Raw genomic sequence first — 13,079 nt, 5'->3', positions numbered from 1 at the left:
TCGGCAACCTATTGTACAGGAAGTACTATTCCGGCTTTAGCAAATACGTCACCAAATGGCATCACCGGAACGTGGAATCCGGCAACGGTGAGCAATACCGCTTCGGGTAGTTATCTTTTTACTCCGAATCCAAATCAATGTACCACGCCGGTAACCTTGAATGTGACGATTACCAATTCTATTGTACCTGATTTCGTAACTTCGGCAACCTATTGTACCGGAAGTACTATACCGGCTTTAGTCAATACGTCACCCAACGGTATCACTGGGACGTGGAATCCGGCAACCATTAGCAATACCACTTCAGGTAGTTATCTTTTTACTCCGAATCCGAATCAATGTGCCACACCTGTAACGTTGAATGTGACAATAGATGGAATTTCCGGAACCATTTCGGGTCCCTCCTCACTTTGTGCCCTAGAAGTGGGTACTTTTACTGTTTCAGTAAGTGGTGGAACATGGCAAAGCGACGATACTTCTATAGCCACAATTGACCAAAATGGAATAGTAACCGCTATCGCAGCAGGATCGGTCGCTATCACTTATTCCATACCGGGAAGTTGTACATCCATTATCAGTACCAACTTGACAGTATTCCCATTACCACAACCCATTTTGGAATCAGCTTTTATTTGTGTTGACCCAACAACCGGAATTACACTTGAACCGGCAATCTTGAATTGTGGATTATCAGCTTCAACCCATTCGTTTAGTTGGACGTTGGATGGAAATCCCTTGCCTACTACCACTCCAACTCATTTGGCAACAACAACCGGAGTGTATAAAGTTGTGGCAACACACTTAGGTACGGGATGTTCAAATACCACCTCAACAACAGTTACCACTTCTTCTTTTGCATTAGCTACAGCCGAAATTGCCGTTGATTTTGCATTACAACAAACCATAACCGTTACAATTACAGGGGGCTCAGGAAATTATATTTATCAATTAAATGACGGGCCATGGCAAACACAACCCGTATTTACAGGTGTGCCTGAGGGTGAAAACAACATCGCTATTCAGGATTTGAATGGATGCGGTATTATCTATGTTTCCGTATATTCCCTAAATTATCCTCGTTTCTTTACCCCCAACGGAGATGGTTTTAATGACACTTGGAACATTTCCGGAATTACAGAGCAACCCAATGCTCTCATCGCTATTTTTGATCGCTATGGCAAATTACTCAAAACCATAAAAGCATCAGAAGGCAGAGGTTGGGACGGCACGTACAATGGTGAACCATTACCCGCCACCGATTATTGGTTTTCATTGGAGTATATGAATCGAAACGGAAGTACTAAAACATTCAAAGCTCACTTTAGTTTAAAGCGATAGATCATTTCTAGCGAAAAATTGTTTTAATATGTTTATTTGAACTCAAGCACTTTTACTTTGCACAATCACAATCAGGTAGCTTGCTTTTATTGTAGATAAAATGTGTGGGTGAAATAGCAACCATCTCATTTTCCAACGCTTTCAATTCAATTATTTTGGATAAATAATGGTCAAACGTCAACCGTTCGTCAAAATTGACATAAATCAGTATTCGTTTTCCATTGCTTGAAAAGGAAGTATATTCTTTTAAAAAGGTCAACAATTCACTCATTTCTAAGTCATTCCCATCAACTGAAACTTTGTTTTTAGGTTTAAAATTAACTGCAAAAGTTTGAAAATGGACATGATAATCAGGATTTTCTTTTACATACAAAGTCGAAAAATAAGTGTTATATGTATAATTCACTTCTTTAAACGGCATAAAAGCCAAGGTCTTTTGCACACTGTCCATGTAGGAAAAATAATTTCCCGCCGCTTCGTTTTTATGAAACTGAGCCTTTTCTCTTTTTTCTTGTAACTTGATAATCTCCGGAATAACTACTTTTAACGGTAATCTTTTATCAACATTAAACACCCAATTGGTGGTGCCAATCGTATTTTTTCGGTTCACCTCAGCGATAGTATCTTTTCCCTCGGTATCCAAAAAAATATAGACCGGAGAATGGTCCACCAAAGTGGAATCAATCGTATGGTTGGCTTGTGCCAATTGCACTTCTTTCTGACAAGAAATCACTAAAAAAACAACACTTAAAAACAGTACTTTTTTCATCTTATAAATTCATTAACGAAAACAATTTTACACACTCCACCGCTTCTTTTACATCATGAACCCTCAAAATGGAGGCTCCTTTAGTCAACGCCACCATATTTAAAGCCGTTGTGCCATTCAAAGCATGATCAGGTGAAGATTCCAGTGGTTTATAAATCATCGATTTTCTGGAAACTCCAGCCAAAATGGGCAATTCCAACACTTGAAATAACTGTAATTTTTGCAGTACTTCATAATTCTGTTCGGTAGTTTTGGCAAATCCAAAACCGGGATCAACAATCAAATCATGAATGCCTAATTGTCTCGCTTTGGCCACTTTTTCAGAAATATAAAACAGCATTTCTTTGACGATATCCTCATATTCTACCTGCTGCATCATGGTTTGCGGTGTGCCTTTCATGTGCATCATAATATAGGGCACTTGCAACTGAGCAACAGTTTCCATCATTTTTTCGTCTAAACTGCCGGCAGAAATATCATTCACGATGGCCGCACCATGTTCTATTGCTGCTTTGGCAACTCCACTTCTAAAGGTATCTACAGAAATGATGGTGGATGGAAATGCTTGCAAAACTGCATTTACAACCGGAAGCAAACGCTGCATTTCTTCTTTTTCCGTCACCAATTCCGCATTAGGCTTGCTGGAATACGCTCCAATATCAATAAAATCAGCTCCTTCGGTCAACATGGTCTCTACCCTATTCAGTATTTCTTTTTCATGTTGGTACTTTCCGCCATCGTAAAAAGAATTGGGAGTAACATTTAAAATCCCCATTACCTTGGGTTTTGTCAAGTCTATTAAATTCCCTAAACAGTTTATTAACATGTCGTTTGTAAAAAAGGAGTTAAAAAGTAGTTTCTACTTCTATTGAAAATTGTATTTTTGAAAATCATTACAAATATAAGTCAATAATGAATAGCACCTCACAACAATATGATAAAGTCATTGCCATTTGCCGACAATTATATTGCAATAAAATGAAAGATTATGGTAGTGCGTGGAGAATACTCCGTTTGCCTTCCCTCACCGACCAAATCTTTATCAAAGCCCAACGCATCAGAAGTTTACAGGAAAATGCCGTTAGAAAAGTACAAGAAGACGAAACAGGAGAATTTATCGGTATCATCAACTATGCTATCATGGCGTTAATCCAATTGGAAAAAGGAGTGGCCGACCAACCGGACTTAGGATTAGAAGAAGCCACTAAACTATATGATGAAAAAATTGCCGAAACCAAATCGTTAATGGAAAACAAAAACCATGATTATGGTGAAGCATGGCGAGACATGAGAGTGAGCTCCTTAACCGATTTGATTCTTCAAAAACTATTACGCGTAAAACAAATTGAAGACAACAAAGGAAAAACGTTGGTATCAGAAGGAATTGATGCCAACTACCAAGACATGATTAATTACGCTGTTTTTGCGTTAATTCATCTTGGTTTCCACGAAAAATAACCAATTGACACATCAACCAATTGACACATTGACTAATTGACTAATTGACACATTAAAAATGAAAATCATCACCCATATTTCCAGAATACTAGTAGGCTGTTTGTTTATTCTTTCCGGTTTAATCAAATTGAATGACCCCGTTGGTTTTTCATTTAAATTGGAAGAATACTTTTCAGAAGGCGTTTTGAACTTGCCTTTTTTGGTACCTTATGCCTTAATGATAGCCGTTTTATTGGTTATTTTTGAAGTGGTTTTAGGCATCATGTTACTCATCGGATTCAAACCAAAATTTACCATTTGGAGTTTATTTCTGATGATTGTATTTTTTACCTTCCTAACCTTCTACTCGGCTTATTTTAACAAAGTAACAGACTGTGGATGTTTTGGTGATGCCATCAAACTTACTCCATGGGAATCGTTTACCAAAGATGTGATTCTGTTGGTCTTGATTGTGATATTATTGCTTCAACAAAAACATGTTCGTCCTCTCTTTGGTAAATTGGGTCAAAATTCAGTTGTGTTTATCGCTTATACCTTATGCCTTTTTATGGCCTATCATGTTTTAATGCATTTACCTATCATCGATTTTAGGGCGTATGCAGTGGGCACCAACATTCAAAAAGGAATGGAAATTCCGGCCGGTGCTCCTCTATCAGAGTATGAAATGATTTTTATTTATAAAGTAAATGGCGTGGATACCGAATTTTCTCAAGCGGATGTAATGGCAAACAAAGTGCCGGAAACAGCTGAGTTTGTAGACCGAAAAGATAAACTCATCAAACAAGGATATGTACCGCCCATTCACGATTTTACGATTGAATTGGAAGGAAGTGATTATACGGAAGACCTGTTGAAAGAACCTAAATTAATCCTTCTTATTTCCTATAATCTTGACAAAGCAGAAGCCGATGGTTTAGACCAACTGGAAGCTTTTTACCAAAAAGCAACCAAAAAAGGCTATAAAGTGATTGGTATGACTTCTTCTGATGAAACCGTTATCGAACGTATTAAAAAAGCTCATCAATTGAGTTTTGATTACTATTTCTGTGATGCTACCACTTTAAAAACCATCGAAAGAGCCAATCCGAGTATTGTGGTATTGGAAAAAGGAACCATCGTAGAAAAGAAACATTTTAACGATATTGACCAAGTAACGTTAAAATAAGTTGATTCGCTATCTCTTACATAAAATTGGCTATGCTTTGCTCACCCTTTTTGGCGTGATTACGGTTATTTTTATTTTGTTTACAATTCTTCCCGGCGACCCGGCCAGAATGATGTTAGACCAAAATGAAAACTCTGAACAGTTGGCTTTGGTCAAGAAGAAATATGGCTTTGACAAACCTCTTTCCACCCAATATGTATATTACCTAAACGACTTATCGCCGTTGTCGTTCCACAGTAAAAACGAAGAAGATTACACTTTTTTAGCCGATGGAAAATACAATGGTTTTAGCCTATTGAATATCGGAAACACTACTGTTTTTTTGAAGACTCCCTATTTACGGGAAAGTTTTCAAAAAAGTGGTAAAAAAGTGTCAGATGTCATCGGGAATACATTGCCCAACACCTTTATTCTTGCCTTATTTGCGATTGTCATTGCGATTGTGATTGGAATTTTTTTAGGCATTCTTTCTGCGGTGTACAAAGACACTTTTTTAGACCGAATGATTGCGTTAATCAGTACACTCGGCATGAGCATTCCTTCCTTTTTTAGTGCAATCCTTTTTGCTTGGTTATTTGGTTTTGTATGGCATCACATCACCGGACTCAACATGACCGGTAGCCTTTATGAAGTAGATGATTTTGGTGAAGGCAGTTTTATCCAATGGAAAAACATTTTACTACCGGGTATCGTCTTGGGCATCCGACCGCTAGGTGTGGTAATTCAATTGATGCGAAATTCATTATTAGAAACCTTGAGCCAAGATTACATTCGAACGGCTAAAGCAAAAGGACTTTCCTCCTATAAAATCATTAAAACGCATGCGTTGAAAAACTCACTCAATCCGGTGGTGACGGCTATTTCGGGTTGGTTTGCTTCGATGTTGGCCGGAGCTGTTTTTGTAGAATATATTTTTGGTTGGAATGGACTCGGAAAAGAAATTGTAGAAGCCTTGAACAATTTAGATTTACCCGTTATCATGGGCTCTGTGATTGTGATTGCGACTACTTTTGTGGTCATCAATATTTTAGTAGATTTGGTTTATGCTTATTTAGACCCAAAAATCAGGTTAAGCTAAATCGTTTTCGGTTTTATTTAAGACATTTTTGGGTAAATTGTGCGTTTGAAATGATAAATTTGTATGTAAATAATAAATAATATGAAAAAGATATTGCTTTCCTTTTTAATGATTTTTGGTTTGATTTCGTGTACCAATGCCCAAAAAAAAGAGTTTTCTACCGAAGCGTTAAATGAAAAAATGCTAAGCTTAGACGGAAAAGAAATGACCTTAAAAGAAATCATTACCCAGAATATAGGTCGAACCGTAGTAATTGATGTATGGGCATCGTGGTGTCCGGATTGCATAAAAAGCATGCCAAAAACGGAACAATTACAACAGGATTTTCCGGAGACGCAATTTGTGTATTTATCGTATGACAAAACCAAAGAAAGTTGGGAAAAAGGAATTGAAAAATACAATTTAAAAGGACAACACTACCTTATTCAATCGAGCTGGAAAGACGGTGCGTTCAAAAAATCGGCTGATATTGATTGGATTCCACGATATATCGTATTGGATAAAAAAGGAAACATAGCGTTGTATCGTGCGATTGAAGCCGATGAAGAAAAACTAATAGAAATTTTAAAATCCGTATATTAAAATGAGACAAAGAATTGTAGCCGGTAACTGGAAAATGCATAAAAATGCGGAAGAAACCGAAGATTTATTAAACGAGTTAATCGATAAAATCCCCACTGATTTAGACCAAAGAGTGATAGTAGCTCCCACGTTTGTGAACCTTTCTGCGGCAGCTGATCATTTGGAATTTACCCCTATTGAAGTGGCGGCTCAAAACATGCACCAAGCAGAGGGCGGAGCGTTTACCGGAGAAATTTCTGCCGGTATGTTGGAAAGTGTTGGTGTTAGAATCGTGATACTCGGCCATTCTGAACGCAGAGCTTATTTTCATGAAACCGATGCATTACTGGCGGCTAAAGTGGATACTGCTTTAAAGCATGAAATGGAAGTGATTTTCTGTTTTGGTGAAGAATTAAAAGACCGTCATGCCGGACAACATTTTAATGTCGTAGAAAACCAATTAAAAGACGGATTGTTTCATTTAGAAGCGTCGGCTTGGAAAAATATTATTTTGGCGTACGAACCGGTTTGGGCAATTGGCACCGGCGAAACGGCCTCCCCGGAACAAGCTCAGGAAATGCATGAATTCATCCGTGATATCATTCGTAAAAACTACGGCAATACGGTGGCAGAAGACGTTTCTATTTTATACGGTGGTAGCGTTAAACCTGAAAATGCAGCTGAAATCTTCTCCAAACCTGATGTAGATGGCGGATTAATTGGTGGAGCCGCCTTAAAAAGCGATGATTTTACCAAAATTGTATTGGCTATTTAACCAAATCATAGTAGAACAAAAAAGTCGTCTTTGAAGATTCAGAGACGACTTTTTTTTATGTTTCTATTTTTGTTTAATCATTCATGGATATCAAAAACTCTTCGTTATTTCTGGTTTTCTTGAAACGGTCATTGATGAAATCCATGGCTTCAACAGGGTTCATGTCGGCAAGGTATTTACGCATAATCCACATACGGTGAATGGTGTTTTCGTCTAATAACAAATCATCTCTTCGCGTACTGGAAGATGTTAAATCAATAGCTGGGAAAATACGTTTGTTGGCAATTTTTCTATCCAACTGAAGTTCCATGTTTCCGGTTCCTTTGAACTCTTCAAAAATCACCTCATCCATTTTTGAACCGGTATCCGTTAAGGCGGTAGCAATGATACTCAAAGAACCTCCGTTTTCAATGTTACGGGCCGCTCCAAAAAAGCGTTTTGGTTTTTGTAACGCATTGGCATCTACTCCCCCACTCAATACTTTTCCTGAAGCGGGTTGCACGGTATTGTATGCTCTGGCTAAACGCGTAATAGAATCCAATAGAATCACCACATCGTGTCCACATTCTACTAATCGTTTTGCTTTTTCCAACACGATATTAGCTACTTTCACATGGCGGTCTGCCGGTTCGTCGAAGGTAGAAGCGATTACTTCCCCACGCACGTTGCGTTGCATGTCGGTTACCTCTTCCGGACGTTCGTCAATTAACAACACAATCAAATAGACTTCCGGGTGGTTAGCAGCGATAGAATTGGCAATGTCTTTTAACAAGACCGTTTTACCGGTTTTAGGTTGTGCCACAATCATTCCACGTTGTCCTTTTCCGATAGGAGAAAATAAATCAATAATTCGGGTAGAAACACTTGATTGTTTTTCGGCTAATTTGAATTTTTCTTCCGGGAAAATGGGCGTTAAATGTTCAAATGAAACACGGTCGCGAACCACTTGCGGGTCATGTCCGTTAATCTTCAACACTTTTACCAACGGGAAGAATTTTTCCCCTTCCTTCGGTGGACGAACCACACCTTTTACCGTATCACCGGTTTTTAAACCAAACAACCTGATTTGAGAAGTAGAAAGGTAAATATCGTCAGGTGAAGCCAAGTAATTATAATCGGATGAACGCAAGAAACCGTAACCGTCGGCCATCATTTCCAACACGCCTTCGCTTTCAATGATCCCGTCAAATTCATAATCGGCATCGCGGTAATTTTGTTTTTTATGCTTGAAATTAGGGTTGTTGTGGTGACCATTTCCGTTTCCGTTTCCATTTCCGTTTCCATTGTTTTGCTTCGCAAACGGTTGATTATTTTGGGCTTTTGAAGGCGTTTGTTCAGCAGCTCCTTCCTCTGAAACGATTGGTGCTTCGGAGCTACTTTCTGTATTTTCTGCAGCTACAGGAGTAGGCTGAGCTTCAAAATTTTTCTTTTTCTCGAATTTATTCTTTTTAAAAGGAAGCTTTTTATCCTTAGCCGGAGCAAAAGTAGTTTCCTCTTCTTTTTTTGATTCTGCCGATGGTTGTTCCACTTGAACTGCAGGTTCTTCCGCAAACAAACCGGGTTGTGCTTTCTCTTCCGATTTAGGTTTCGCCACGATTCTGGCTCTTTTGGGTTTATCTGCTTCAGCCGATTCTTTTTGAACGGGTGCAGCAACTGATTGGGCTTGCGTTTCTAAAATCTTTTGGATTAAATCGTCTTTTTTAACGCCGTTAAATTTGATGGTTTTAGCCGCTTTAGCAATCTCTTGAAGCTCAGAAAGCTTCATTTCTTTGAGTACAGAAATTTCAAACATGAATGTTCTTTCGTATTAAATTTAAATCAGAAAATCGTAATGAGATAACAATTTAGTTGGTCTGTTAAGTGAAGTAAAAACAGAATTATGATGCAATAATACAACTTATTTTTTAGCTAACAAATAGTAATTATTAAAAAAGAAAATTTATTTTTGCCAATATAATCATTAACCATGCTACAAAGGGTTCAAACATTATATCTATTAGGAGCGGTCATTTGTACCGGAGTGTTGCCATTTTTGTTACCACTTTGGCATGACCATAACAAATTTCCGGTGTATTTTCAATCGGATTTGTTTATCTTTTTCCTTTTTGGAATAAGTAGTTTGCTTTCTATACTTACGATTAATTCGTACCGCAAAAGACAACAACAATTTGTGATAAGCAGATTGAATATCGTTTTAAATGTAATTTTATTGTTATTATTTATATTGTATGCCCCAAAGTTATCTGGAGACCCGCAAGTGTCTAAGAAGGGTATTGGGCTCATTCTTCCTGTTCTTGCCATTATTTTGTTGGCTTTTGCCAATAAAGCTATCAAAAAGGACGAAAAGCTCGTAAAATCGTCGGGCAGACTGCGTAAATAATACTGTAAACTTAGTTTATTTTAGTGCGTTAAAAATCCGAACAGTGTTCGGATTTTTTTATTTTTATAGGTTATCATTTATAATACTTCATAATTTTATACTTTTGAATAAACATTTACTAAAGTCGTTAACATACCACAATGCCAAAAAAAATTAGAATTTACCTCGCAGACGATCATCAAGTATTAATTGACGGTATTTTGGCTGTTTTAAAAACCAATCCCAAAATTGAAGTAGTTGGTTATTCCCTTAACGGAATGAATCTCGTTGATACCGTTCATCAAAAAAAAGCGGATATTTTGATTATGGATATCAATATGCCACAAAAAGACGGTATTGAAGTATTAAAAGAGTTCTCCGACAAAGGGTTTTCGTGTAAAGTAATTGTTCTTTCCAGTTATGATGATTTCAAACTCATCAAAGAAGTGCTAAAATTAGGTGCTAGTGGGTATTTATCTAAACAATGTGCCGGAGACAGCATTATGGAAGCCATCGAATCGGTAGCGGCGGGTCAAGATTATTTCTCTAAAAATATTCAGGAAAAAATATTCAGCTCACTCACGGGCAATACAAGTGCTTCTGAAAATTATGAAATAACCAATACATTGCTTACCGACCGTGAGTTGGAAATTCTAAAGCTCATTTCAATGGAATACAGCGGAAAAGAAATCGGTGAAGAATTGTTTATTAGTGCCAATACGGTTGAAACGCACCGCAAAAATTTGATTAAAAAACTAAACGTTAAAAACACCATTGGCTTAGTAAAATATGCTATAAAACATAACCTAATCAATCAATAAAATGGAATTACTCGGACATTATTCAGTTTATCGCAGAGACACTTCTTGTTACGAACTTAGTTTCAGCGTTCCCGAAAACTGTTTGGTTAACAGCAAACATGAAAAAGATATCTATTTGGTTTACCTTCATTTGAGAGAAGGTGACAATCAACCTTCAAACGTTTATGTAGAACACAAACTGGTGTGTGATGCTTTTGAAGGAGAAATTATCATTGATTTTATTCAACAAATTCCCGATAAAAGCGGTGATTATGGTGATGGTACAGCAGTAAAACCAAGAGTAAAAATTAATGTAAATGCATAAGTACATTTTATTTATTAGTTGTTTATTTTCTAGTTTATTTTTTGCTCAATCTAAAGTTGATTCATTGGACTATTATAGAGATAAAAATGAATTAATAAAGGCTTTGAATTATGCAAAAACAAAATCAGAAAGTCATCTGAAAAATAAAAAATTTAAAGAATATTGTGAAATCTGTATCCGTAAAGCACAAATTTATGGCACGCTTAATGACCATGATAAATCTTTGAAAACGCTGTTCAATGCCCTTTCAATTGCTGAAAAAAATAAAATTAAAAAGAAAACGGAAATCATTGAACAAATAGGCACTCGTTATTCAATTGTAAATGACACGATTAGAGCTTTTAAATATTATTATAAAGCTAAAAAAATCGGAATGCATGAAAAAGACACATTGGCTTTAATTCATGTTTATCATAATCTTTTCCGTTTGCATACGGCTAAAAAATTAGACAGTTCCTACTACTATTTAGAAAAAAAAGTTAAACTAGACAAAACAGTGAATTCCGTCTCAGGTTTGTGTTTTAGCTACAATAATTACTTTGCTTACTACACTCTTAAAGATGATTATGAAACGGCTATTAAGTATTTAGATAGTTCGTATACTTTGGCATTAAAGCACAATATAAAAAAGTCAATCATCAGTTCATTGAGCAATTATGGCTACTATTATATGGTCTATCAAAAAGACTTTAAAAAAGGGGCGGAAACCTATGAAAAAATCAAAACTGATTTTAAAGACGATTTAAACACAAGTGATTACCTTGACTTATACCTCAACCTAGTGTATGCGTATGAACAAATGGGTGATTACAAACGGGCGAATTTAAACAGCACGATGGCTTTTGAAACCAACCAAAAATTGAACAATGAAAACCTAAGTGATAAAATCAGAGAAATTGAAACCAAATACAACATTGAAAAAGTAGAAAACGAGTTCAAAGAAAAAGCCCATCAACTGGAGGAAAAGCAAAGTAGAAACCGTAAAATCATTTTTATTTTCGTGGCTCTTTTTGGGTTTAGTTTAATTCTTTTTTACTTTTTCTATCAAAACTTACAGTTAAAGCAACGCAACAAAATCAAAGAAATTGACAGCGAAATTCAGGAAAACATCATCAATGCTTCGATTGACGGTCAGGAAATTGAACGTAAAAAATTGGCCGAAGTTTTACACGATAACATTAGTGCTCTTCTGTCTTCAGCCGGTTTACATTTGTCTGCGTTTTTGGTAGGACAAAAGGAAAATGTTCCGGAAGAAATCAGTAAAGCTCGATCGCTATTAAAAGAGGCTCATGACAAAGTGCGGGATTTATCGCATGAACTGATTCCTCCTGTTTTGGCTAAACTGGGATTGTATCATGCCGTGCAAGACATGTGTGAAAAAAATTCCAATTCTATGATTCAGTTTAGCTTTACCAACAAAGGTTTAAAAATGAAACGCTACCAGGAAGATTTTGAACTGAAAGTGTTTTTTATCCTTACTGAGCTGGTAAACAATATCGTAAAACACAGTCAGGCTACAAATGGTGAAATTTCGATTGAAGAAAAAAACCAGACCCTTCACATCAAAATTATCGATAACGGAAAAGGGTTTGACACTGCTAAACCCCTTCAAAATGACGGTTTTGGTTTGACGCAAATCAAGGCCCGTATCAAAAACTTGAAAGGAAAAATTCTTTTACAATCAGCCACGAATGAAGGAACGAAAATTTCAATTACGTTACCTATTGTGGAACGCTGATTTTTTTTCCATTTCAATAATTTCCAAGTTTTTTATTTCTTTTCCGTCAATCACAAACCGCAACATGGTACGAACCTGATGAAATCCGTGTATTCCGGCTGCACCGGGATTCATGTGCAATAGGTTCAAGGTTTTATCAAACTGCACTTTTAAAATATGGGAATGTCCGCAAATGAACAGTTGTGGTGGATTATGCATCAACTCCTGACGAATGGCTTGGTTGTATTTCCCGGGATAACCTCCAATGTGTGTCATGAATACGTCCACTTCTTCACACCAAAACCGATTAATTAAAGGGAACTCCATTCTGGCTTTGGCATCGTCTATGTTGCCATAAACGGCACGCAAAGGTTTTATTTTTTTAAGGGTATCGGTTACGTGTAGGTCTCCAATGTCACCGGCATGCCATACTTCATCGGCTTGTTGGACATATTTGAGGATTTTCTCGTCAATATGGCTGTGGGTGTCGGAAAGGAGGAGTATTTTTTTCAAGGGGTTGTTTTGGGCAAAAATAAGTTTTTTTGTTTATTGTTATTCGTGATTTTCTATTTAAATAGGGCAGTGTTTTTTTAACCACAAAGGTCGCTAAGAAGGCACGAAGAACGCTAAGACGCTTCGCTTGTTTTGGTTTCTCGCAAAGACGCTACGCTTTTGTTTTTTACCATTAAGGAATTAAGGGGCATTAAGGTAATGGAACACGGATGGAGCGGATG

Annotated in this window: 14 protein-coding genes; 10 read left to right on the top strand and 4 right to left on the bottom strand. The window is 36.9% G+C overall.

Annotated elements, in window-relative coordinates; translation table 11 throughout:
- Window positions 1-1,338 (top strand): T9SS type B sorting domain-containing protein (locus H601_RS0114900; protein ID WP_026712233.1); only part of this gene is annotated, 1,338 nt, incomplete at its 5' end.
- Between the two features lie 52 nt (window positions 1,339-1,390).
- On the opposite strand, the gene H601_RS16265 is transcribed toward H601_RS0114900, so the two are convergent.
- A complete protein-coding gene (locus tag H601_RS16265) occupies window positions 1,391-2,107 on the bottom strand; it encodes a hypothetical protein (RefSeq protein WP_051220782.1) in 717 nt (238 codons plus the stop codon).
- Window position 2,108: 1 nt separating this feature from the next.
- Complete coding sequence (gene folP / locus H601_RS0114890; protein WP_026712232.1) at window positions 2,109-2,933, bottom strand: dihydropteroate synthase; 825 nt, start codon at window positions 2,931-2,933, stop codon at window positions 2,109-2,111.
- 86 nt (window positions 2,934-3,019) lie between these two features.
- Here folP and H601_RS0114885 point away from each other — a divergent pair, with 86 nt between their 5' ends.
- The 5 genes from H601_RS0114885 (at window position 3,020) to tpiA (ending at window position 7,144) form a co-directional block, all read left to right on the top strand.
- On the top strand, window positions 3,020-3,565 hold the full coding sequence (locus H601_RS0114885; RefSeq protein ID WP_026712231.1) for a DUF1599 domain-containing protein: 546 nt from the start codon (window positions 3,020-3,022) through the stop codon (window positions 3,563-3,565).
- 58 nt (window positions 3,566-3,623) lie between these two features.
- Window positions 3,624-4,730 (top strand): BT_3928 family protein, encoded by a 1,107-nt coding sequence (locus tag H601_RS0114880; protein ID WP_026712230.1) that lies wholly within the window; start codon window positions 3,624-3,626, stop codon window positions 4,728-4,730.
- A gap of 1 nt (window position 4,731) precedes the next feature.
- Window positions 4,732-5,808: an ABC transporter permease gene (locus tag H601_RS0114875; protein WP_026712229.1), complete on the top strand. Its 1,077-nt coding sequence runs from the start codon at window positions 4,732-4,734 to the stop codon at window positions 5,806-5,808.
- A gap of 81 nt (window positions 5,809-5,889) precedes the next feature.
- Window positions 5,890-6,390, top strand: a complete 501-nt coding sequence (locus tag H601_RS0114870) for a TlpA family protein disulfide reductase (RefSeq protein WP_026712228.1) — start codon at window positions 5,890-5,892, stop codon at window positions 6,388-6,390.
- Window position 6,391: 1 nt separating this feature from the next.
- Window positions 6,392-7,144 (top strand): triose-phosphate isomerase, encoded by a 753-nt coding sequence (tpiA, locus tag H601_RS0114865; RefSeq protein ID WP_026712227.1) that lies wholly within the window; start codon window positions 6,392-6,394, stop codon window positions 7,142-7,144.
- Window positions 7,145-7,217: 73 nt separating this feature from the next.
- Here the strand turns inward: tpiA and rho are convergent, their stop codons facing one another.
- Window positions 7,218-8,936, bottom strand: a complete 1,719-nt coding sequence (rho, locus tag H601_RS0114860; RefSeq protein WP_026712226.1) for a transcription termination factor Rho — start codon at window positions 8,934-8,936, stop codon at window positions 7,218-7,220.
- A 174-nt stretch (window positions 8,937-9,110) separates the two neighbouring features.
- Between rho and H601_RS0114855 the strand changes: the two genes are divergently transcribed.
- The 4 genes from H601_RS0114855 to H601_RS16260 all read left to right on the top strand — a co-directional run bounded on the left by H601_RS0114855 (window position 9,111) and on the right by H601_RS16260 (window position 12,366).
- A complete protein-coding gene (locus H601_RS0114855) occupies window positions 9,111-9,524 on the top strand; it encodes a DUF4293 family protein (RefSeq protein WP_026712225.1) in 414 nt (137 codons plus the stop codon).
- Window positions 9,525-9,664: 140 nt separating this feature from the next.
- The gene (locus H601_RS0114850) at window positions 9,665-10,324 is read left to right on the top strand and encodes a response regulator (RefSeq protein ID WP_026712224.1); all 660 of its coding nucleotides are present in this window, start codon (window positions 9,665-9,667) and stop codon (window positions 10,322-10,324) included.
- A 1-nt stretch (window position 10,325) separates the two neighbouring features.
- A complete protein-coding gene (locus H601_RS15935; RefSeq protein WP_035656157.1) occupies window positions 10,326-10,628 on the top strand; it encodes a hypothetical protein in 303 nt (100 codons plus the stop codon).
- A complete protein-coding gene (locus tag H601_RS16260) occupies window positions 10,621-12,366 on the top strand; it encodes a tetratricopeptide repeat-containing sensor histidine kinase (protein ID WP_051220781.1) in 1,746 nt (581 codons plus the stop codon). The genes H601_RS15935 and H601_RS16260 overlap by 8 nt, the downstream gene beginning before the upstream one ends.
- Here H601_RS16260 and H601_RS0114835 read toward each other — a convergent pair.
- Window positions 12,346-12,858 (bottom strand): metallophosphoesterase family protein, encoded by a 513-nt coding sequence (locus tag H601_RS0114835; protein ID WP_035656154.1) that lies wholly within the window; start codon window positions 12,856-12,858, stop codon window positions 12,346-12,348. The genes H601_RS16260 and H601_RS0114835 overlap by 21 nt on opposite strands.
- Window positions 12,859-13,079 lie beyond the last annotated feature (221 nt).

It is taken from the genome of Flavobacterium filum DSM 17961, from assembly GCF_000425465.1.
Lineage (GTDB): Bacteria > Bacteroidota > Bacteroidia > Flavobacteriales > Flavobacteriaceae > Flavobacterium > Flavobacterium filum.
The sequence above is the reverse complement of the archived record's forward strand: the minus strand, read 5'-3'. Positions and strand labels throughout refer to the sequence as shown.